General features: G+C 36.1%; 21 protein-coding genes. All 21 read right to left on the bottom strand.

Going from position 1 to position 23,730, the window contains the following annotated elements:
• Positions 1 to 28: 28 nt before the first annotated feature.
• Positions 29 to 736 (bottom strand): ABC transporter permease, encoded by a 708-nt coding sequence (locus MHB48_RS06840; RefSeq protein WP_342600756.1) that lies wholly within the window; start codon positions 734 to 736, stop codon positions 29 to 31.
• The gene (locus tag MHB48_RS06835) at positions 733 to 1,581 is read right to left on the bottom strand and encodes an ABC transporter ATP-binding protein (protein ID WP_342600755.1); all 849 of its coding nucleotides are present in this window, start codon (positions 1,579 to 1,581) and stop codon (positions 733 to 735) included. The genes MHB48_RS06840 and MHB48_RS06835 overlap by 4 nt, the downstream gene beginning before the upstream one ends.
• A 110-nt stretch (positions 1,582 to 1,691) precedes the next feature.
• Positions 1,692 to 2,717 (bottom strand): LytTR family transcriptional regulator DNA-binding domain-containing protein, encoded by a 1,026-nt coding sequence (locus MHB48_RS06830; protein WP_342600754.1) that lies wholly within the window; start codon positions 2,715 to 2,717, stop codon positions 1,692 to 1,694.
• A 102-nt stretch (positions 2,718 to 2,819) separates the two neighbouring features.
• Positions 2,820 to 4,829 carry a TRAP transporter permease gene (locus MHB48_RS06825; RefSeq protein ID WP_342600753.1) on the bottom strand — a complete coding sequence of 670 codons (2,010 nt, stop codon included), beginning with the start codon at positions 4,827 to 4,829 and terminating at the stop codon, positions 2,820 to 2,822.
• Positions 4,819 to 5,328: a DUF1850 domain-containing protein gene (locus MHB48_RS06820; protein ID WP_342600752.1), complete on the bottom strand. Its 510-nt coding sequence runs from the start codon at positions 5,326 to 5,328 to the stop codon at positions 4,819 to 4,821. The genes MHB48_RS06825 and MHB48_RS06820 overlap by 11 nt, the downstream gene beginning before the upstream one ends.
• A 74-nt stretch (positions 5,329 to 5,402) precedes the next feature.
• Entirely contained in the window at positions 5,403 to 6,389 is a 987-nt protein-coding gene (locus MHB48_RS06815; protein ID WP_342600751.1) for a TAXI family TRAP transporter solute-binding subunit, read from the bottom strand.
• A gap of 161 nt (positions 6,390 to 6,550) precedes the next feature.
• Complete coding sequence (locus MHB48_RS06810) at positions 6,551 to 6,985, bottom strand: RicAFT regulatory complex protein RicA family protein (protein ID WP_340919295.1); 435 nt, start codon at positions 6,983 to 6,985, stop codon at positions 6,551 to 6,553.
• The gene (miaB, locus tag MHB48_RS06805; RefSeq protein WP_342600750.1) at positions 6,985 to 8,532 is read right to left on the bottom strand and encodes a tRNA (N6-isopentenyl adenosine(37)-C2)-methylthiotransferase MiaB; all 1,548 of its coding nucleotides are present in this window, start codon (positions 8,530 to 8,532) and stop codon (positions 6,985 to 6,987) included. Before miaB ends, MHB48_RS06810 begins: the two co-directional genes overlap by 1 nt.
• A gap of 407 nt (positions 8,533 to 8,939) precedes the next feature.
• Positions 8,940 to 9,806, bottom strand: a complete 867-nt coding sequence (locus MHB48_RS06800) for a 2-oxoacid:ferredoxin oxidoreductase subunit beta (protein WP_342600749.1) — start codon at positions 9,804 to 9,806, stop codon at positions 8,940 to 8,942.
• On the bottom strand, positions 9,793 to 11,547 hold the full coding sequence (locus MHB48_RS06795) for a 2-oxoacid:acceptor oxidoreductase subunit alpha (protein WP_342600748.1): 1,755 nt from the start codon (positions 11,545 to 11,547) through the stop codon (positions 9,793 to 9,795). Before MHB48_RS06795 ends, MHB48_RS06800 begins: the two co-directional genes overlap by 14 nt.
• A 325-nt stretch (positions 11,548 to 11,872) precedes the next feature.
• Positions 11,873 to 12,139, bottom strand: a complete 267-nt coding sequence (locus MHB48_RS06790; protein WP_340919285.1) for a stage V sporulation protein S — start codon at positions 12,137 to 12,139, stop codon at positions 11,873 to 11,875.
• A gap of 85 nt (positions 12,140 to 12,224) precedes the next feature.
• Positions 12,225 to 13,022 carry a TIGR00282 family metallophosphoesterase gene (locus MHB48_RS06785; protein ID WP_342600747.1) on the bottom strand — a complete coding sequence of 266 codons (798 nt, stop codon included), beginning with the start codon at positions 13,020 to 13,022 and terminating at the stop codon, positions 12,225 to 12,227.
• Between the two features lie 127 nt (positions 13,023 to 13,149).
• A complete protein-coding gene (gene rny / locus MHB48_RS06780; RefSeq protein ID WP_342600746.1) occupies positions 13,150 to 14,709 on the bottom strand; it encodes a ribonuclease Y in 1,560 nt (519 codons plus the stop codon).
• A gap of 678 nt (positions 14,710 to 15,387) precedes the next feature.
• On the bottom strand, positions 15,388 to 16,449 hold the full coding sequence (recA, locus tag MHB48_RS06775) for a recombinase RecA (protein WP_342600745.1): 1,062 nt from the start codon (positions 16,447 to 16,449) through the stop codon (positions 15,388 to 15,390).
• Between the two features lie 176 nt (positions 16,450 to 16,625).
• Entirely contained in the window at positions 16,626 to 17,882 is a 1,257-nt protein-coding gene (locus MHB48_RS06770) for a competence/damage-inducible protein A (protein ID WP_342600744.1), read from the bottom strand.
• A gap of 15 nt (positions 17,883 to 17,897) precedes the next feature.
• The gene (pgsA, locus tag MHB48_RS06765) at positions 17,898 to 18,476 is read right to left on the bottom strand and encodes a CDP-diacylglycerol--glycerol-3-phosphate 3-phosphatidyltransferase (protein ID WP_340925146.1); all 579 of its coding nucleotides are present in this window, start codon (positions 18,474 to 18,476) and stop codon (positions 17,898 to 17,900) included.
• Between the two features lie 56 nt (positions 18,477 to 18,532).
• A complete protein-coding gene (locus MHB48_RS06760) occupies positions 18,533 to 19,384 on the bottom strand; it encodes a RodZ domain-containing protein (protein ID WP_342600743.1) in 852 nt (283 codons plus the stop codon).
• 16 nt (positions 19,385 to 19,400) lie between these two features.
• Positions 19,401 to 20,207, bottom strand: a complete 807-nt coding sequence (locus tag MHB48_RS06755; protein WP_342600742.1) for a DUF3388 domain-containing protein — start codon at positions 20,205 to 20,207, stop codon at positions 19,401 to 19,403.
• 123 nt (positions 20,208 to 20,330) lie between these two features.
• Positions 20,331 to 21,062 (bottom strand): SDR family oxidoreductase, encoded by a 732-nt coding sequence (locus MHB48_RS06750; RefSeq protein WP_342600741.1) that lies wholly within the window; start codon positions 21,060 to 21,062, stop codon positions 20,331 to 20,333.
• A complete protein-coding gene (locus MHB48_RS06745) occupies positions 21,055 to 22,359 on the bottom strand; it encodes a pitrilysin family protein (RefSeq protein ID WP_342600740.1) in 1,305 nt (434 codons plus the stop codon). Before MHB48_RS06745 ends, MHB48_RS06750 begins: the two co-directional genes overlap by 8 nt.
• Positions 22,352 to 23,629, bottom strand: coding sequence for a pitrilysin family protein (locus MHB48_RS06740; protein WP_342600739.1), 1,278 nt, complete (start codon positions 23,627 to 23,629; stop codon positions 22,352 to 22,354). Before MHB48_RS06740 ends, MHB48_RS06745 begins: the two co-directional genes overlap by 8 nt.
• Positions 23,630 to 23,730 lie beyond the last annotated feature (101 nt).

Raw genomic sequence — 23,730 nt, 5'->3', positions numbered from 1 at the left:
TTATATCCATATTATAACAATTTACTGATTAATCCACCATACGTTTCTTATATACTATTGCTGCCAATACAAAGACGACAACTGCCCAGATACTTATAATACCTAAGTTGGAAAGTACATCGACAATACCTGCACCTTCTTCTATTCTTGTAGCCAGGTCAATAAGTTGCATGTTCGGCATATACTCCACTACTTTTAATATGGGATATTTATCCGCCCAGACGGTAGCGAAGGAACCTACTGTAAATATCCCGATGACAGGAAGTACGATAACCGATGATTCCATCACTGATTTTGCAATAAGGCCTAATAACGTTCCCATTCCAATGTAGAAAATAGCAGATACTATAATTGCAAGTGCAACAATAGAAATATTAGCTGGCTTATATTCAGATAAATAAGCACAGAAGAATGCAATGACGATGGTTAATACAAACGAGAGCAAACTTTTTCCACCTAGAATCTCCAATGTGCTAGCAGGAGATAGCATAAGGCCACGTAAGGTGTTTTTCTCTTTTTCCTCTGCGATCAAGCAACACTGTACATATGTTCCAACCATTGCAAATGTCATATTAATATTTATAAAATGTGCTTGAATTGAATCTAATTCCATTCGTCCATATATTGCTGCTAAAATGATCGGTAAAAAAATAACAATGGAAACAGCCATATTCCTTGAAAAGTCTTTGAAATCCTTTTGAAAAATTGCGTTTACACGTTTCCATGAAAATGTCATACTAATTCTCCTCCTGTCACTTTTACAAATATATCTCCTAATGTTGGTTCGTTTGAATGTACAGTCACTACTTGATTTTCTTTCATTAACTGAAACATCTCTTCCGCACCTTCTTCATCTTTTCGTAAAACCACTTTTTCATTGTTTGCTAGTTCTACTGTTAGTGTTGCATCCGCATACTTCTTTTTTAGTTCGCTAGGTTTATCCAATAGCTGGATTTTCCCTTTATTTATAAAAGCTACACGATCACATAACGTATCTGCTTCATGCATATCATGAGTCGTTAAAAAGATAGTCGTTCCTTTTTTATTTAATGCACGTAATCCATCATATATATGTAGCGTATTTACAGGATCTAATGCCGAGGTAGGTTCGTCTAAAAATAATAGCTCTGGCTCATGAAGAATGGCTCTTGCTAAAATGACACGTTGCGTCATCCCTTTAGATAATGTAGAAACCTTTTTTTTGCTTTCTTCTCTTAAATTAACAAACGCTAATGATTCATCGATCTTCGAAAGAGGTAGATCGTAAAGCTGGCAATATAATTTTAAATTTTCATAAATAGAGAGTCTTCCATATAAACTACTATTATCTGTTAATACCCCAAAACGTTTCCGTTCTTTTGGGTTTTTCAGGTTGGATACACTTTCTCCAAAAACAAGTGCTTCTCCTTCCGTTGGGTCTAGCTGGCCAGTTAGGATTTTTATTGTAGTTGTTTTACCAGATCCACTTGGTCCAAGGAATCCGAATATTTCTCCCTTTTTTACTTTAAAATGAACATCTTCCACTGCTTTAAAATTGGAATAGTATTTGGATAACCCTTTCACTTCGATTGCATTTTCCATTTTGAAACCTCCTAATTGTTAGTTCGTTTGTACACCTTTAGATTAAGAGATATTCATTTAGAAGACATCATATTTTCCGTGAAATGAGTCATTTTAAGGATGAATGGAGCTTATTTAAGGCCCAACATTCCCTTTAATTCCGCCATTTTCGTTTTAGATAGCGGAACAGATGATTTTTCCGCATCCTCTAATACTAAACTGTAACTATTTCTTGTCCATGTAATTACTTCCCGTACTTTTTGTAAATTGACAATATACGATCGATGACAACGGAAAAAACCGAATGGTAATAATCTTTCCTCTAAGTCATTTAAAGTAAAAGTACAAGGGAAATTTTCTCCCTTAATATGTAAAAAAGTTTGTCCCTCTGTACTTTCTATATAATCAATTTCGGGTGGATCAAATAACACAATTTTTTCATTAACTTTTGTAGGGATTTTTTCAAATCGAATGGGCTGAACTATTTTTTCTTCATTCTCTATTACTATTTCTATTTCTGAAGCATTCTGTAATTCGTCTTCCTTATCTTCTTCTATGATTTGAATAGCATGAAGCCCTTTATCGTCTAAACGGTAAGTTTTGTCTGCAACTGTTACTGCACTTTCTAATTGACCTGTCAAAATAAGCACTATTTTTTGTGAATTGCGAAGCTCCTGAAGTACACCTAGAAAAATTCGTTTCGATTCCACGTCTAAATTTTGATCAGGTTCTTCCATGATGTATACGTTAGGATTTTGAATAAGTATGTATGCTAGCTGAGCTCGTTTTCTTTCGGAGTATGTAAGTTCTTTTATTTTTTTATTTTTCTTTGAATCAAGTTGGACAAGACGAATAATTCTTTCGATCAATTCTTCTGAATGATATAACTGATGGTAAAACTTTAAGGATTCGTTTACAGTTAAACGCTCATGTACTCCTTCATCTAGAAAAAAGAATCCTAGTCTATCTCCTAAAGAATATGTAATAGAACCATTCGACAACAACTTTTTACCTAATAAGATAGTAATAAGCTGCTCCCTCACGTTAACACTCGTGCAAATCGCAACGACTTCACTTGGTTCTACAGATAAGTCAAACGCTGGAAATAGGATCGTATCATTTATTTGTTTTTCCGCTTGTACAAATTTCAGTGACATTTCATATCCTCTTTTCTTTTATTCTCAATATTTGTATTATATCAAAAATGAAGAACCGTAATTATATAAAAAATCACGAACCAAAGAGGTTCGTGATTTATGCTAAGCTACGACTATTGATTTATCATTTTCTCGTGTTAAGTATTGAATTGTTAATAATATTGCAAAAATGATTAGCCCCGCGATATCTGAATAGCCTTCTGGATAAATAAGTAATAGTCCCGCACCAACGGCAAATATTCTTTCAATCCATGTTACTTTTCGATACCAATAACCAACCATTCCTGCACCGATTGATATCATTCCTGTCATCGCAGTAAATACAACCCAAATTATCTCGGGTATGGTTGTATCTATCATTAATAATGTTGGTGAAAATACAATCATATAAGGGATAATAAAAGCAGCAATTGCTAACTTCGAAGCTTCTACTCCGGTTTTTATTGGATCTCCACCTGAAATACCAGATGCAGCAAAGGCGGCTAGTGCAACAGGTGGGGTAATATCCGCGATAATTCCGAAATAGAAAACGAAGAAATGTGCTGATAATAACACGACTATTGGTACTGCGCTTTGTGGAACATCTGGTGCTAACAATGCGATAATAGCTGGTGCTGCAATCGTCGAAGTAATAACGTAGTTCGCTGTTGTAGGAGCGCCCATCCCTAAAATAAGAGACGCAATCATCACAAAGAACAATGTTAAAATAATACTTCCGCCAGCAAGTTTTACTAAGCTCGTTGCTAAACTTAAACCTAATCCAGTTTTAACAACAACTCCTACGATAATCCCAGCACAAGCAGTAGCAGCTACAACTCCTAGAGCTGTGCGAGCACCATCAACCAATGCATCCAATATATCTAGAGGGCCTATTCGCGTTTCTTTATTAATCATACCTACTACGATACACGCGAGTATGCCGTATAACGCAGAATGAATGACAGGAACCCCTACCATCATCAAAACAATAATTAAGAAAATCGGTAAAATTAAATAAAGCTTCTTTAAAATTTCTTTACGGTCTGGCATTTGCTCATCCGTTAAACCACGTAGTCCTAAGCGTTTTGCTTCAAAGTGCGTCATAATCCAAATGCCAGCAAAATAAAGTAAAGCAGGAATTGCAGCTGCTTTAGCTATATCCCAATATGTCACGCCTCTTCCGATAAATTCAACCATTAAGAAAGCTGCTGCTCCCATAATTGGTGGCATCAACTGTCCACCAGTGGATGAAGATGCTTCTACTGCACCAGCAAACTCCTTTTTATAGCCAAGCGATTTCATCATCGGAATCGTATAAGCACCTGATGTTACTACGTTTGCTACAGAGCTTCCTGAAATCGTTCCTTGCAAGGCAGATGAGAAAATCGCTACTTTCGCGGGACCACCAATTAGCTTTCCTGCAACCGCAACAGATAAATCATTAAAATATTCACCAACGCCGGTTTTCATTAAAAACGCACCGAATAATAAGAACGCGAAAATATATGTCGATGAAACGGCAAGTGGCGTTCCTAAAATCCCGTCTGTCGTATAGAACATTAAATTAACGATATTATCAAGACTTTGCCCACGATGCGCCATAAAGGCCGGGAAGTAGCGCCCTAAATATGCATACACTAAAAACAAAATAGCAATAATTGTAATTGGCAAACCTACAGCTCGTCTTGCCGCCTCTAAAACGAGTACGATTGCAACTAATCCTACGAAAAAGTCCATTCCCTCTAGCGCTCCTAAGCTCTGTACTAAACGATGATAATTAATCGTCCAATAGCTTCCAACTAGAATCGCTCCTGCTGCTAAAATAAAATCGTAAAATGGAATTTTTGTTTTCGAAAGTTTTCGCCGTGCTGGAAATAGTAAGAAAACAAATACTAACCCGAATCCTAAATGGACTGTTCGCTGAATTTGCGCTGGAAATTGACCAAAAATAGCTGTGTACAGCTGAAATAAAGAAAATGCCATTAAGCCAATGTAAATAACATATTTTAATACCCCACTTAAAGTACGTGTATTCGATTCCAGATCGTACTTTTCTAAAATGGCCTGCTGTTCCTCTGCTGACAATTCTTTAAACTGATTGTCTTGAAATTTCGAGTTTTTCTTATCGTCCATTCAATTTGACTCCTTTCATTTTTTCATATAAAGAAAGTTTCTTCACTTCAAACAAATACGACTTACCTCTTACAAGCTCCTCTTTTAAATTAAAATACTTTGCCCCATATACAAAATTCAACCTATAGTCGACATCACCAATATGTAAGGTAAAATTGGGTAAAATTGCTTCATTGTATTGCAACGTGTAAATTCCATCCTCATAAAGTAATGTTTGACCTTCCTCCGCATAACTCGGCATACCAATTGCGACATCGCTGTATTTCATCGACATTAAACGAATTTCCTTCGAATCTAGCACTTTATAACTTTCAATAACATCGGTTAGATGAATGGAATGGGTAAAAATAATCTGAAAATCTTTGACGTCATTTAATGATATATAGTGAAGGCTTGGGTTTTCATTTCTTGTTTCCGTAAAGGTAAACGCCGTCCAAAATGGAATAAAGAAGAAACAAATCATGAGAAAGAAGAAAAGCGTTGCAAGTTTTTTTTTCACGTAGTGACTAAACCCCACTTTATCAAAAAGAAGCTCGAAGCTATTCGCAACAGAGCCTCTCATTTACTGTTTAATTATTTGTTTACTTCATCAAAATATTTTTGAGCACCTGGGTGAACTTCAATATTGATACCGTTTAATCCAGATTCAGGTTTAATAAATGCACCCTTTGCATGGCTAATTTTTTCTGTGTTATCATAAATCGCTTTTGTGATTTCGTATACAAGGTCTTCAGGAAGATCCTTATTAACTGCTATCATTGCAAGTACAGATACTGTTGGCACTTCAGCTTCTAATCCGTAAGTACCTGCAGGAATCACATCTACCGCATAATATGGATACTTTTTGATTAATGCTTCTGCTTTGTCAGCACTTACTGGGACGATAGATACTTTATTTGTAGCGTTTAATGCTTCCACTGCAGCAGTTGGATAACCTGCTGTTATGAATGCAGCGTCGATTTGTCCCGATTGGATTCCTTCTGTTGACTCCCCAAAGTCTAGGTTTTGGGCTTCGATGTCTTCTTCAATCGATAATCCATGAATTTCAAGTAATTGTTCTGCGTTTGCATAAGTACCAGAACCTGGTGCCCCAACAGAAACTTTTTTACCCTTTAAATCTTCGAATGATTTAATACCTGAATCAGCTAAAGTTACTAACTGTACTGTTTCTGGGTAAAGAGCGCCTAAAGCAGATATAGTATCAATTTTTTTACCATCAAACATTAAAAGACCTTCCGTTGCATAGTAAGCAATGTCCGTTTGTACGAAAGCAATTTCACCTTCGCCACTTTGCATCGCTGTCATATTCGCAGCTGATGCTTGAGAAACTTCGGCAGTAGTTTTAACTCCTGTTTCTGTTGAAATTAAATCCGCAAATGTCCCTCCAAGTGCATAATAAGTCCCTTGTGTGCCACCTGTTAATATACTTAAAAAATCATAATCCTCTTTAGTTTTTCCAGATCCTCCCCCAGAACCACTATCAGTTGAATTACAAGCTGATAGTACCAATAGAGCAATTACACTTAGGACTGTTAACCATTTAATCTGTTTTTTCCTCAAACTAATTTCCCCCTTTATAACTATTTTTCCCACCCGATATTAATTTTACCACACCTCTCTACTGAATTGTCAAACTATTAAATTAATAAGAATATTTTGTCGAATAAAAAAATGGATACTATGTTAATGTACTAACATAGTATCCATCGGTTTTAATTTAATTAAGAACAGCTATCATACGTTGTATTTTTTACTTTTGATCCCGTTTCGCCTCTAAGTAAGTCGCCTTCTGTCGCTTCAATAATTTGGTTTGTTACATTGTTTGAAATAGAGTTTGCAACTAATTGTAGAAGACTATTGACATCACCTTGTGATTGTTTAAATTCTTGTACAATTGGAAGATTATCAATTTCTTCTTCAATCGCTGTAATCTTACCTTCGATCATATTTAAAGCTTTTTCTTTCCCTAAATGTTGGAAGTTCACCGCTTGTTTTTGTAAGCTTTTTAGGCTAGCAATTTTTTCTCGAACCGTTTGATTTTCATTAATTTGTGCTTCTGCACGTTTAAAGAACTCAACTTCTTCTGTATTTGCAATCATTGTCGCAATTTCTTTTGCTTTTTCGATAATATCGTCTCGTGTATATTTAGTAGTCATTATATTTCCACCTTTTGTCCTTTTGGCATTTCAACTAGTTCACCTGTAAGTGACCATGTTTTTGCCTCAATAATTTTTACTTGTACTAGCTGACCAATGATTTCTTTTGGTCCAACAAAGTTTACTAGCTTACTTTTTCTTGTATAGCCTGCAAGTACTTCAGGGTTATTTTTACTTTCCCCTTCTACAAGTACTTCTACAATTTGACCATCATGCTTTTTCATTGCTTCCGCAGACATGTCATTTACTAACTTATTTAAACGCTGCAATCGATCTTTTTTCACTTCCATCGGCACATTATCAATCATTTTTGCAGCTGGTGTACCTTCTCGAGGAGAATAAATATACGTATAAGCAATTTCGAAACCTACTTCTTTATAGAGAGACATTGTTTCTTCGAATTGCTCATCTGTCTCATTCGGGAATCCTACAATAATATCTGTTGATAAAGATGCATTTGGAATGGCAGCTTTAATCTTACGAACTAGTTCTAAAAAATGCTCTCTTGTATATTTACGGGCCATAATTTTTAAAATATCAGAGGATCCAGATTGAACAGGTAAATGAATATGTTCTACTAAATTTCCACCTTTTGCAAGGACTTCGATTAAATGATCATCGAAATCTCTTGGATGACTCGTCATAAAGCGAATTCTTGCTACATCTATTTTTCGGAGATCATCCATTAAATCACCAAAACGATATTCTAAATCATCAAAGTCTTTTCCGTAAGCATTTACGTTTTGCCCCAATAATGTTATTTCTTTATAACCTTGAGCCGCAAGTTGTCTAATTTCTTGAATAATATCCTCTGGACGACGACTACGTTCTTTTCCTCGTGTGTAAGGAACGATACAATATGTACAGAATTTATCACAGCCATACATGATATTTACCCAAGCTTTAATAGATCCTTTTCGAACGCGAGGTAAGTTTTCAATAACGTCGCCTTCTTTAGACCAAACTTCAATTACCATTTCTTTTGAAAGGTATGCTTCGTTTAGAATGTTAGGGAGACGGTGAATATTATGTGTTCCAAAAATCATATCTACTTGATCATACGTTTTTAATATTTTCTTTACTACAGATTCTTCTTGGGACATACAGCCACAAACACCGATTAAAACGTCTGGATTATTTCTTTTAAGGTGTTTTAAATGGCCAAGCTCACCAAATACTTTATTTTCTGCATTTTCACGAATAGCACATGTATTTAAAAGAATGACATTTGCATCGTCTACCGTATTTGTCGGTTCATAGCCTAGCTGCATGAATATGCCAGCCATAACTTCTGTGTCGTGTTCATTCATCTGACAGCCATAAGTTCGAATATAAAATTTACGATTTTGTCCCATTCCTCTAAATTCTTCCGCGATTGCAAAGTCATTATGATACGCGATTTCTTCTTTACCGCGTTTCTTTGCTTCTTTTAAGGATGGTGGAGTGTAAACTGCTTGAAAATATTTACTATAATCCTTTTCGGATTTTTTGTCCGGAGAATTAGTTTCCTTCACTTGAGTACTTTGTAAACGTGATTCCTCGTTCATAAGAACTCTCCTTTCTTTCGTTCGTAACTAATAACTATACCCATCAACCTATTATACTGAATAGCAAGCCATAGCTACAAGGTATAAAGCTTAAAAGTGCTTAATTGGTCATAATATGCATTTACTAACAGTTTAAAGGTTCGCTTTTGGAATAAGTTTCCATAACTAGTTTCTTGCGATTAGCGGGATCGATCTTGCGATTTGGACATGCTATGTTGCGATTCGATCGGGTTATCTTGCGATTTGGACAAATTATGTTGCGATTCGATCGGGTTATTTTGTGATTTGCTAAAAAATTGCAAGCACCAGCTTATAGATGTTTAATTGCTCGTAGAAAATTGACTTCATTTTTAAGCAATAAAAAACTACCCATGTATTTATCTAATACATGGGTAGTTTTGCTTTCATTACATGAAATCTTGTATCAAAGCATTAAATTCTTTTTCGCTCATTTTTAAGTCTTGATCTACAAGTGGTGTTGTAGAGTATCCAGGAACCTGTGCTTGGTAAGATGGAGCATTTTCGTTTTGATATATAATACCAGTTACAAGTCCTTCGTTTTCCATTACCATTTTCATTGCTTCTTCACGATTTGTATGATCGTAGCCTTCCACATTAGAAAGCTTTGTTAGGTTTTCTTTAAACCAATCATACGTATTTACTTTATTGTATGTTACACAAGGGCTAAACACGTTTATAAATGAGAATCCTTTATGATTGATTCCCGCTTCAATAATTGCCGTTAGCTCTTTAATATCCGAAGAAAATCCTTGTGCTACAAATGTTGCTCCTGATGTAAGTGCCAATTCAAGCGGTTTAACAGATGGTTCGATCGCTCCACCTGGCGTTGATTTTGTTTTAAAACCCTCCGCTGAACGTGGAGATGTTTGACCTTTAGTTAGTCCGTAGATTTGATTGTCCATGACTACGTATGTTATATCGATATTACGACGAATAGAGTGAATTGTATGACCCATACCGATGGCAAAGCCGTCACCGTCACCACCAGAAGCGATTACGTGAAGGTCTTTATTGGCCATTTTTAATCCTTGTGCAATCGGTAGTGCTCTACCATGAATACCGTGGAAACCATATGAATGGATATATCCAGATATACGTCCAGAACAACCAATACCAGAAATTACTGCTAAATCATGAGGTTGAATGCCAACATTGGCTGCCGCTCGTTGAATAGCCGCTTGAACAGAAAAGTCACCACATCCTGGACACCAGTTTGGTTTTACATTATTACGAAAATCCTTAAATGTTACCATCTGTTAGCAACTCCTTTACTTGTTTTTCAAGTTGTAATGGTAAGAATGGTGTTCCGTCATATTTCGTTGCGTTGATCACTTTATCATGACCGCCAACATTCATTTTTAAAATGCTTGCTAATTGACCAGTCGCATTGTTTTCAACAACAATTACTTTTTTTGCATTTGCAACAAGTGGTTGCATTTCTTCTGCTGGGAATGGGTGAATTAATCGAATATGTGCATGATTCACTTTCATTCCTTGTGAAATTAGGGTTTGCTGTAATTCTTCTAAAACACCTCTTGTAGAATTAAATCCAACAAATAATATATCAGCTTCTTCATAAGGTGCGTTCACGTAAACAGGTTCATTAAAGTTAATATACTTTAGTTTTCCTAGACGCTTGTCCATTTGAGCTATACGATTAGAAGCCGATTCAGATGGCTTCCCTGTTTCATCATGCTCTACCCCAGTAACATGGTGAATTGCATGCTCTGTTCCTGGTAAAACACGTGGTGAAACGCCATCCTCCGTTACTTCAAAACGCTTGAAGTAAGATTTGTCTACTGCTTCTGGAATTTCTTCATTTTGTACTAATTTACCGCGACGAATCTCAATTTTCGAATAGTCAAATGGCTCTACCGTTTGTTTACCTAGTGAAAGTTGTAAGTCAGATAAAATAATAACAGGAAGTTGTAATTCCTCTGCAATATTAAAAGCTTGAATTGTATCATAAAACGCTTCTTCTCCGGTACTTGGTGCAATTACAACTTTTGGAATTTCACCATGTGTCCCGTAAATCATTTGCATAAGATCAGATTGTTCTTGTTTTGTAGGAAGTCCTGTAGATGGGCCACCGCGTTGCGTATCAACAATGACAAGTGGTTGTTCTGTCATACCTGACAAACCGATTGCTTCCATCATTAGAGATAATCCTGGTCCAGCTGAAGCAGTAAATGCACGTACCCCACCATAGTTAGATCCAATCGCCATTGTAGCAGCTGCAATTTCATCTTCTGTTTGAATAACTGCTCCACCAAATAACGGTAACTTCTTAATCATGTATTCCATAATCTCCGAAGCAGGAGTGATTGGATAAGCCGCCATAAATCGAACACCTGCAGCTAATGCACCCATTGCGATTGCGTCGTTACCTATCATGAACATACGATGTTTTCCGTCTGCTGGAGCAAGCTCCCACTCACCTAGACGATCACCTAATTGTGCAGCCATTGTATCGTAGCCATGTTGGATTGCTTGCATATTCTTCTCGACAACTTCTACACCTTTTTTGCCGAAAATCTCATCTACTACTCCTTGGAACACTGCTTTATCTAAGTTTAATAAAGCGGAAGTAGCACCGATTGCTACCATGTTTTTCATAAGAGATGTACCCAGTTCTGCCGCAACTTCTGTAAATGGAACTACATACATTGGTGCAACACAGTCTTCTGGTACTTCTGGTGAAAATTTCGCATCTGCCAAGATAACACTTTTCTCAGTTAACTCTTTGTAATTGACATCTATTGTTTCTTGATCAAATGCTACTAAAATATCTAAATCATCTGAAATGGTACGTACTTGCGTTGGACGTACACAGATTTTATTATTTGTGTGGCCACCTTTAATTCGAGAAGAGAAATGACGGTATCCGTATAGGTAAAATCCGAGGCGATTCATAGCCATTGAAAAGATTTCCCCTGTACTTTCAATACCCTCTCCTTGCTGCCCTCCTACTTTCCAAGAAAGCTGTTGCAACATATAAACATCTCCTTACTATCTGGTTAAATGCTTTTTTCCTTCATTAGTTTATCATGAAGTAGCATTATTCACTATGTATTCACTGTATTTTTAAAAAAAATCAGACCTTTGACGGAAAAGCACTGTCACATTTTATTCAGAAAAGGAGTTGACCAAAAGTCAATTTTGGTCAACTCCTTTGCGACGAGCTTGCGTAGGAGAAAAGTTTTCACTACCACGAAACTAGCGAAGCAATACATTCTGGTGTATGTTCTTTAAAAAGTGGGCTGTCCCTATTTAATGACCAAAAGTGAAGCCGCTACTGTTTTCAGTAGCGACTTCCTATTTATTTCGACTTTTTTTCTACCAATAACTTCAAAGCAGTTCGGTCTTCACCTGCAATAATAATATCCGTAAAAGCAGGGGAGCAAGTTAAGTCTGTGCCACTAGGTGCAACAAACCCTCTTGCAATAGCAATAGCTTTTATCGCTTGATTTAATGCACCAGCACCAACTGCTTGCATTTCTGCATACCCTTGTTCTCTAATTACTGCAACCAATGCACCAGCAACTGAATTGGGGTTTGATCGAGAAGATACTTTTAAAGAATCCACTATAATTTCTCCTTTTATCGCTAGATTATGAACTTGCTTTCGTTCATAAACTAACTTATGCTTGGGAGAATTTTTTTAGACTCTTTTATCCCTTAAATGGGTAATCATCGTTTATATAAATTCGTTCTTGATAAATTGCTTTCCCAGTGAAGTTATCAACTTCAACAAAGAAACCACTTAATACAGAACGTCCACTTTTCGGTACTTCAAAGCGAGTAGGCATATTTGTTTGAAAACGATATAATACGTCTTCTTTTTTCATCCCTAACACTTCATCGTATGGGCCCGTCATTCCAACATCTGTTATATAAGCTGTTCCTCCAGGTAAGATTCGTGAATCCGCCGTTTGAACATGTGTATGAGTTCCTACTACAACGGATGCTTTCCCATCTAAATGCCATCCAAACGCAATTTTTTCACTTGTTGCTTCCGCATGAAAATCAACAAAAATAATAGGCGATAATTTTTGTGCTTCTTCTACTAGTTCTGTAGCTTTTTTAAATGGATCATCATGAGGGGGTAAAAATGTTCTACCGTGCATATTAATGACTGAAACAGTATGTCCATTTTTTGTAATGGATGTCATACCTTTTCCTGGAGCTTCATCTGAAAAGTTAGCTGGACGAATCAAGTAATCCGTATCATCAATAAAGTCCATAATTTCCTTCTGATCCCATGTGTGATTACCCATTGTCACAACATCCACTCCCATGTGTAACAAGGATTGAAAAATACTTTTTGTTATACCACGTCCAGCAGCAGCATTTTCACCATTTGCAATAACAACATCTGGACTGTATTTTCTTTTTAATCTTGGTAAATAGCTTTCTAATGTATCTCTACCAATTGAACCTACGATATCACCTATAAATAAAATCTTCATTTCTTTTAACGTCCTCTCACGAAAAAAAGGCTTCTTTTCGAAGCCTCCTTGTAATACTAAAATCTAACATAATAAAACTCTACTTCGGACTAATTGAAAGTATTTTTCAAAAGTCTGAAATCATTTTTTATTTAGCGTATTCCACAGCTCTTGTTTCTCTGATTACTGTCACTTTAATATGACCAGGGTAATCAAGTTCTTCTTCGATTCGTTTACGAATATCTCTAGCCAAACGATGAGCAGTTAAATCATCAATTTGATCAGGGCGAACCATAATACGAATCTCTCTTCCTGCTTGAATGGCAAAAGATTTTTCTACTCCATCGTATGATTCTGAAATTTCTTCCAGTTTCTCTAAACGACGAATATAGTTTTCTAATGTTTCACTTCTTGCACCAGGACGAGCAGCAGACAGTGCATCGGCAGCAGCAACTAATACTGCTATAACAGAAGTAGCTTCTGTATCTCCATGATGGGAAGCAATACTGTTAATGACTACTGGATGCTCTTTATATTTCGTTGCAAGCTCTACACCAATCTCTACATGGCTTCCTTCGACTTCATGATCGATTGCTTTCCCAATATCGTGAAGTAAACCAGCGCGTCTTGCAAGCGTAACGTCTTCTCCAAGTTCCGCTGCTAATAGACCAGCTAAGTAGGCTACTTCAGTTGAGTGCTTCAACACATTTTGCCCATAACTTGTACGATAACGTAATCGGCCTAAAATTTTCATTAGATCAGGATGTAAATTATGAATGCCAATATCAAACGTTGTTTGTTCACCAATTTCACGAATTTGTTCATCCACTTCTCTTCTAGACTTCTCTACCATTTCCTCAATACGGGCTGGATGAATTCGTCCATCTTGTACTAGTTTTTCGAGTGCTAAACGAGCAGTTTCTCTTCGGATTGGATCAAATCCAGATAGAATTACAGCTTCTGGTGTGTCATCAATAATTAAATCGATACCTGTTAAAGTTTCTAGCGTACGAATGTTTCGACCTTCCCGACCAATGATTCGACCTTTCATTTCATCGTTTGGTAAATTAACAACCGAAACTGTTGTTTCTGCTACATGATCCGCTGCAAAACGTTGTAGAGCAAGTGAAAGGATCTCACGAGATTTTTTATCCGATTCTTCTTTCGCTCTTGTTTCTGATTCCTTCGTCATCACAGCAATATCTGTAGCAAGTTCATTTTCTACTTCTTGAAGAATAATTGATTTTGCTTCTTCTCTTGTTAAAGTAGAGATTCTTTGTAGCTCGCTTTGTTGCAATGCAACTAGTTCGTCCACTTTACTTTCCTTCTGTTCGATATGCTGTTGTCTTTCGGTTAGAGCATCTTCTTTACGCTCAAGGCCAACTTCTCTCTTGTTTAGAGCATCATCTTTTCGATCAAGATTCTCTTCTCTTTGTAATAACCGATTTTCCTGTTTTTGCAGTTCCATACGGCGTTCACGGATGTCAGATTCTGCTTCAGTTCGTAATTGGTGAGTTTCATCTTTGGCTTCTAATAGTGCTTCTTTCTTCAATGCTTCAGCTTCTCGCTTTGCTTCATCTAAGATGAGTGCTGAAGATTGTTTTGCACCAGTCACTTTAGAATCGTTCACTTTTTTCAGATAATTATAACCAAAAAGAGCACCGAAAAATAGGCCAAGCAAAGCGGAGATGATAATTTCATATGGCATTTGAACACCCCCTATTGCTATACTTTTAAGTTTCAGTCGGCACATATATGCTAAAAGCATTACATGTATTGCCTTTTTCATCATTTTATAAAGAAATTATACAATTTTAATTGTATAGATGTAGAAATACTCTGTCAAGGAAACGGGATGAATATTATAAAGAAAAGGATAAGGGTGCCCCCCTATAAAACAAATGCTTAAGGGTCAAGAAGTAGAAACAATTGTAAATGGTTGTAAATAGGGATTCTCAGATTGAGAATAAATGATCTTCTAGAAAGAAAAAGCGCAGAGCGTTAACTAATATAACACGGGTTAATTAACCAAAAGTACCCAGTAAATTGCTAATAAAGTGTTGATAACACAATAGACACTCTATGAATAGGTGCATTTGGAGTGCTTGGTACTTGTTATTTCTAGTGAAATTTTAATGGTGTAAATTGGATAATCAACAGCCGTGATCTAATATATTTTTCTGACATATCCTCTAGGGAAAACTTCTTCTCAAAAGGATTTTGTTTCAAGTACTTGCTAACTGAATAATTTCTCTGCTTTGCATGTAATGCATGAGAGTTTTATCTCTTTCCAAACACTATGAACACTGAGTTCGTGGCACTCTTATCTCATTCACTGTTTTATCTATCAAAAAAGCCCCTCCAAATGGAGAGGCTTTCAGATATATTAATTTTCGTCCAATAATAAGTCGAATTCTTCGTCTTCTTCCTCTTCAGGAGCTTCTATTGTAACCGAGCTACCTGTCATACCGAGCGATTCACGAATTTTAGACGCAATTTCGTTTTTAGTATTTGGATTTTCTTTTAGGAATTGCTTTGCATTTTCTCTACCTTGACCAATGCGTTCTTCATTATACGCATACCAAGAACCACTTTTTTGTATTATATCAAGGTCTGATCCTATATCAACAATTTCTCCTTCTTGAGAAATTCCTTCTCCATACATAATATCAACTTCTGCTGTTTTAAATGGAGGTGCTACTTTATTTTTAACTATTTTGATTTTCGTTTTGTTACCAACGATATCTGTCCCTTGTTTAATAGCCTCTGCACGTCTTACTTCTAAACGAACGGAACTATAAAATTTAAGCGCGCGTCCACCTGGTGTTACTTCAGGGTTCCCAAACATTACTCCAACTTTTTCTCGAATTTGATTTATAAAAATAGCAATTGTATTAGATTTGTTAATAACACCTGAAAGCTTACGTAATGCTTGTGACATTAAACGTGCTTGAAGACCAATATGTGAATCTCCCATTTCTCCTTCAATTTCCGCTTTCGGTACTAGAGCTGCTACTGAGTCAATTACTAAAATTTCAACTGCGCCACTTCGTACTAAAGCCTCTGCAATTTCAAGCGCTTGCTCCCCTGTATCTGGTTGTGATAAAAGTAATTCGTCAATATTAACCCCTAGTTTTTGAGCATAAACTGGGTCCAACGCATGCTCTGCGTCAATAAAAGCGGCTTGACCGCCAGTTTTTTGGATTTCTGCAATTGCATGTAGTGCTACTGTAGTTTTACCAGAGCTTTCTGGTCCATATACCTCAATAATACGGCCTCTTGGATATCCACCTATCCCTAGTGCTGAATCAAGTGCTAATGAACCACTAGAAGAAGTAGAAATTTGAAGATCAGTTTTTTCTCCAAGCCTCATAACCGAACCCTTACCAAATTGTTTCTCTATTTGTTTTAAAGCCATTTCTAAAGCCGCTTTACGATCATTGCTCAACTGCATTTCCTCCTTAAAAGATATTCTCTTTTTTAATCCTATTCTTACTATACTCGGTTTTTGAGAAATACACAAGAAAAAAGCGAACGTTCATTCGTTTATTTTTCACGACTATTTCATTTTAGTAATTAAAAACGGCTCAAAAATAGATTTTGGGCCGTTTTTTATGTTCAAAATTAAATTCTTGCATTTCCTTGTTCACGAAGTAATTGTAATAAATAGTGAATGGTAAATTTGACTGCTCTAAGTCTGTTTGTATTTCTCATACCTGAAAGGTTCAATTTATATGAAATAGGTGCCATTTCTCCGTAAGCAATACCAATCCAAACAGTACCAGCTGGTTGGCCGCCATGTCCATCTGGTCCAGCCGCTCCAGTTATTCCAATACCAATATTAGTATTAAATTTTTCTTTCACTCGAACTGCCATTTCTTCTGCACATTGACTAGAAACAACGCTAAACTCTTTAATGATCGCTTCATTAACACCTAATTGTTTTATTTTCACATCTTCTGTATAAGTAATCATTCCACCTACTAACGCTTCACCCATACCAGGTACAGCTGCAAGTTCTGATTGGAATAAACCCGCTGTCATACTTTCTGCAGCAGAAATCGTTAACTCATTTTCGATTAAGATGTCTCTTAGTTTGGAAGCAAGCGAATCATTATTATACCCATACACAAACTTGCCAACTCTATGTAGAATCTCGGCCTGTAAAGCTTCGATCTTCTGCCAAGCATCCTTTTCTGTATCACTTTTAGCAGTAAGCCTTAAAGTAACTTCTCCGTCTGATGCCAGTGGAGCAAGCGTTGGATTTGTCTGATTGTCTAATAAATCTTGCACTTTCGTCTCTAATTCTGCTTCGCCAATTCCATAGAAGCGAATAACATGTGACATAATTACTGTTTCGTTATGTAAAAGTTTTAGTAGCAATGGTTTAGCTTCAAATTGAAACATTGGTTCCATTTCTTTTGGTGGTCCCGGAAGGAGCATATAGGCATGACTTTTAGTAGCTAATAACATACCAGGTGCCATTCCATGTTTATTTTCTAAAACCGTGCACCCTTCGAGTACAAGTGCTTGCTTTTTATTATTTTCGGTCATTTCACGATTCATTCGTTTAAAGAAATCTTCAATAAAAATCATTGCATTTTCATCGAATACAAGTTTTTTGTTCAAATGCTTTGAGATGGTCTCTTTTGTCAAGTCATCTTTAGTTGGCCCTAATCCACCTGTAAAAATGATTAAATCCGCACGTTCTTCTGCAATTTTAATGGAATCTAATAAACGGTTTGGATTATCACCTACAACTGTATGAAAAAAAACATCGATACCTATTTCCGCTAGTTGGGAAGAAATAAATCGTGCGTTTGTATTGGATATTTGACCCAACAACAATTCCGAACCGACAGCAATAATTTCAGCTTTCATGGAAAAACTTCCTTCCTACTTAGAATCCAGTAATACTTTACGATTTATATAGAAATAATCGAATCCAGACCATAATGTAAAGAATAAACAAACATATAACATAATCATATCAAATGGAAAGTTAAATAGTTCAAAAAATACATTTCCTAATAGTAAGGAAGAAATAGCTATAATTTGTGTCCACATTTTAATTTTACCTAATTGGTTTGCAGCTACAACTTCTCCTTCGTTTGCAAGAATTAAACGAAGTCCTGTTACAGCAAACTCACGGCTAATAATTAATATAACAACCCAAGCGGGTGCAATACCAAACTGAACTAAAATAATGAGGGCAGCAGATACAAGCAGTTTATCCGCTAATGGATCTAAAAATTTCCCCATGTTTGTAACTAGATTATATTTACGCGCGTAATACCCATCAATAAAATCTGTGATCGATGCAATGATGAAAATAATTGCTCCAACTAAATGACCTACAGGAATAGTCGCACCAAGAAAACTAACATCTCCCCAATTAAAATCTACTAGCATAAATAACATAAATACTGGAATTAAAAAAATTCGGAACATGGAGATTTGATTTGGTATATTCATTTTCATTTGTAGTAAGCTCCTTTCACTTTCAAACAAAATAGCCATCTTATAGATGACTATTTGTTAAACTGTATTACTAGATTTTGTGGTGTTCTTTCAGATGGATATTCAACTAGTTGATCATTTATATATACAGATGCATTTGGAGTAGACCCTACTCTGATACGAATTCGCTCTGCATTACTAGCATCTAATGTAAATGTTTCACCCGCTTGGATTTCTCTTGCAGGCTGCATCATTTCTACACCATTTTGATCTTGAATAGATAACCATGATTTTCCTGTTGCAACTACCTTCACTTCATAGCCTTCTGCTCCAGTTAAATCATATGTAGTATTTTCACCTTGCGTAGCTCCAACTGTAATTTGTTGCTCTAAAACCGGCTCTTCAACCACTTCTTCTACAGGCTCTTCTGGCTCTTCTTCTGCCGGTGGTGTCACTTCTTCTTTCGGCGGCTTTGTTTCCATCGTTAGGCCCGTCTCAGTGTCAATTTCTTCTGGTACATCTTTCGGTCCACTCTGAAATAATGTCCATACAATAACAATAATTGCAACAACAAATAATGCTACAACTAGCATAGGGAATATTTCCATAAACCTATTGGAGGATTGTCCCCCAAGCGTCCTTCTCGTAGGTGTCGGAGGTATATTTTTAGAAACATCATCGCTTGCTGAAGAAGGAATTTCTGATTTGTATGTCTCCAATAATTCGTCTCCATTTAATCCAACCGCTTCAGCATACTGTTTAATAAAAGCACGCACATAAAATGCACCTGGCATAGTTGCATAATTTCCTTGTTCTATACTAGATAAATATCTTTTTTGAATTTTTGTTATTTCTTGTAAATCATCAATACTAAAACCTTTTGCTACTCTCGCTTCTTTTAAGCGAGCACCAAGTTCTGTCAATTAAAACACCCACCCGTTAAAAATTAAATCCACCAAATCCGCCAAAACCACCCATTCCTTTGTCGGATATTCCGTGGTTTTTTTCCATCATTTCATAAGTAATAATCTCATCAGGATTATGTCGAAGCTCGATAATATAGTCAAAATCGTCAATAGAATACTCAGAATGCTGGATAAACATATCTGGGTGTTCCACCACCTTAATCGTTGGCATACGCATCATTTCTCTAACAAGCTGAAGATGCTTTTCATCATTTGATTTTCTCGTCACAATACCGTCTAAAATGAAAATATTACGATCACTAAATTCGTCTCCAGCTAACTGACTTCTAATTGTTTGTTTAATCATAGTAGAAGAAAGGAAAATCCATTTTTTGTTAGCACAAACACTTGCTGCAACAACTGACTCTGTCTTACCTACACGAGGCATCCCTCTAATTCCAATTAACTTATGACCTTCCTGTTTAAATATTTCAGCCATGAAGTCCACTAGAAGACCAAGTTCATCTCGAACAAACCGAAAAGTTTTTTTATCATCCGCATCTCGTTGAATATAGCGGCCGTGGCGAACAGCTAAACGATCTCTCAGCTTAGGTTCCCGAAATTTGGTTAAATGTATTGTATCCATAGTAGAAACAATATGTTCAAACCGTTCAATATTCTCTTTCTTTTCTGCTTTAATAAGCATTCCACGTCTACCTTCGTCAACCCCATTAATCGTGACAATATTAACTCGTAGCATTCCAAGTAAAGAAGAAATGTCTCCTAAAAGTCCTGGACGATTTATTTGAATCTCGTATTCAAAAAACCACTCACTAGCCATTTTAAATCTTTCCTCTCTATTTAGATGACGTTTCACTTCATTATAAGTTCTATCATATATGATTTCGTAGTTGAATAAAAGGAAAAAAGAAAAGAGCGCTAAAATATCTCTTTTCTTTTGGATTCAAATGTACCATCCACCATTCACACGGATTATTTGACCAGTTATATAAGTTGCTTTTTCACCTGTTAAAAATACTACTGCATTAGCTACATCTTGTGTAGAGCCAAATACTCCTGCTGGTATTTCCTCTAAAATTTGTTGACGAGCTTCTTCCTCTACATGGGCATTCATTTTTGTCTCAATAAATCCTGGAGCTACTGCATTTACCGTGATTTTTTGTGTAGCAACTTCTTTCGCATACGCTTTAACAAAGGCGTGTTGAGCACCTTTTGCTGCTGAATAAGCTACTTCATATGAAGCACCTGTATCGCCCCAAATTGATCCAACAAAAATGATCGAACTGTGTGTTTGTTTTCGAAGCTTTGGTGTTAATTTTCCTACTAAAAACATGGGATGTTCTACGTGTACCTGAAATAGATAGCGAATGTCTTCTAAAGAAGTTTGTTCTAAACCTTTGAATAGGCTATGTCCTTGTGCAAATACAACCGAATGAATGGTAAAAATGGAATTCGATAACTTTTCGACCGATTCCGATTTTCTCAAGTCTGCCTGTATAAGCATAAATTCTTGTGTAGGAAAAGATTCTTCTAAATCATTTACAAGTACACTCACTCGCTCTTCATTGTTTGCGTAATGCAAATATAGGGACCATCCTGCTTCAGCAAGACTACGGCTAATAGCATGCCCTATTTCACCCGAAGCCCCCACAACTAATGCAAATTTTTTATTCATTCTTATTTTTTTCAAATGGAACAATTGTAAATACGGTATGTGCATTTTCATTTCTGAGAGTCTCAAACGCATCTTTCACTTGTTCCATCGTTAAATTTTCGAGTGCAGGTACCACATCAAATAAATTCATATCATTAAATGAGTATCGTGTAAATTGGTTCGCAATGTATTCAATGGAATTCAAAGCTCTTAAAAAATAGCCAATTTTTTTACGAGTAATTCGTTTTAAATCTTCTACGGTAAACTCCCATTCACTCGCATGATTCAAGATAGATTGTCTAATTGTTTGCGTCAGTTCCTCCGCATTCGATGTATCCGAACCAATCATGGTGAACCCATACCCGTTTTCCATGGAATAGTCAGCGGAATACGATTCATCAACTAAACCTTTATCATAAACATCTTGATAAAAAGCAGATGTTCGTCCAAAAACTAGCTCAATTGCTACTTGCATAGCCAACTCATAATTTAGCATTTCTTCACCTGAAATGTTGACATTATTAGATTTGATACCATAAATTACTTTAGGTTTTTGCACATCCATTTGTAACTTTCGTTCTTTTATGTCAACGTCATTTTGCTCATCTGGGAAAAATCGTGTTATCTCTTGAGGAGCTTCAAATGTCTTGGAAGCCTGATCTTCTTTAATAAAAGCCATCATTTCCTTTGGATCTACGGCCCCAACCACAAATAACACCATGTTCGAAGGATGATAAAAAGTATTATAACACTCATATAAATGTTCAGCTGTAATTTTATTAATAGATTCTACTGTACCAGCAATATCGATTTTCACTGGATGCTCTTTATACATATTTTCAATTGCTCCAAAGTATAAACGCCAATCGGGTTGATCATCATACATGGTGATTTCCTGGGCAATAATCCCTTTTTCCTTTTCAACCGTTTGTTCCGTAAAGTAAGGTTGTTGTACAAAGTCAAGCAAGGTTTTCGTATTATCTAAAATATAATCGGTCGAGGAAAATAAATAAGCCGTTCTTGTAAAAGAAGTAAAAGCATTCGCAGAAGCCCCTTTTTCACTAAACTTCTGAAAAACGTCTCCTTCTTCCTTTTCAAACATTTTGTGCTCTAAAAAATGTGCGATCCCATCTGGAACGATTACAGGCTTATCTTTACCAAGAGGAGTAAATTTGCTGTCGATAGAGCCATATTTTGTCGTAAACGTTACATACGTTTTAGAGAACCCCTTTTTAGGTAATATGTACACATTTAAACCATTTGGCAACTGCTCATGATATAACGTTTCTTCTAATTGCTCAAAGTAAGTTTCATTCATTGTCTGCACCATCCTTACCAGAAAGGAAATAGACGAATTCCTTCTCTATTGTAGAAGCCATTTGTTGTATTTGCTCTTTCGTTACACTTGACCATCTTGAAACCCAGTTTTCTACCGTAAATGATTCATCTATTTCTTTGTACTGATCGTAAATTTCAATCTGAGCTCTTGAAGAATCCAATGCTTCTTTTAATTGATTCTTTAACATCGATTTAGTCTGATTGATCTCTAAATCTGTTATATCTCCTGCTTGCATGGATTTTAATTGCTCATCGATTAGTTTTACGGCCTTTTCCTGTAAGTTTGAATCAATTCCTGCTAGGACAAATATTAGGCCATATAAAGAGGAATAACTACTTGATGCGTAATAAGCCATACTTTCTTTTTCTCGAACATTTATAAATATCTTCGAATGAGCAAATCCACCAAGTATCCCATTTGTTAATTGCATTATTGGGAACTCTTTCGAGAAAAAAGTAATAGGCGTACGATACGCCATGTGCAATTTCCCTTGCTTCATATCTTGTATTTCATGCAGAAAATCTTTATTATTTGTTGTTGTTGGAGCTTCTACTTCTTGTTTAAGTTGCGCTGTTCTAGCTGTAAATTGGAAATATTTCTCCATTTTATCTTTTATTTCTTGAATATTTACATCACCAACTACATAAATAGACAATTCATCTTTCTTTAAAAGCGTTTCATGCATATCAACCAACTGTTCATTCGTTACACCTTGTACTGCTGCAACTGTACCATTAGCAGTGATCGACGCAGCATGGTTTGGTAGAATGTTTTCTAGTAAGCGTTGTTGGGCATATCTGGTTTTATCGTCATATATGGACTGAATGCGCTCAATCACTTGTTCTTTTTCTCTTTTCACAACAGAATCAACAAATTTCCCATCAACCATATTTGGTTTATAAATTACGGTATGTAATAAAGAGAATACTTCCTCTACTACTTTTTCATTGGACAAATAAGCATCATTCACCGTTTCAGCATTTAATGAAAAAATATGATGATTTCCCTTCTTAGCTGTATCAAAATACAAAACAGCTCCATATAGGTCATCTAAGCGCTTTCGGAAAGCAGCATTTGTTGGATACTCTGCATTATTATATTGAAGAACATTTGCTAATACCGAACGAATCGCTGCTTGTTCTAAGGTTAACTGCTGTTTCCATTTAAATGATATGTTAATGGTTTTAAATTGTTCTGTCGGTCGCACGTAAAGCTTAACACCATGTGCAAGTTCAAACTGTTGAAACATGTTGTTTTCCCCCTTTTTCTTTCTAGTTTATCTCATATACCTATTCACTATACATTTTCTAATTATACCAATACAAACAAAAAGGGACCAAATAAATTTGG

Source organism: Psychrobacillus sp. FSL H8-0483 (assembly GCF_038637725.1).
Classification (GTDB): domain Bacteria; phylum Bacillota; class Bacilli; order Bacillales_A; family Planococcaceae; genus Psychrobacillus.
Note: the sequence above shows the minus strand (reverse complement) of the source record. Positions and strands in the feature narration are given on the sequence as shown.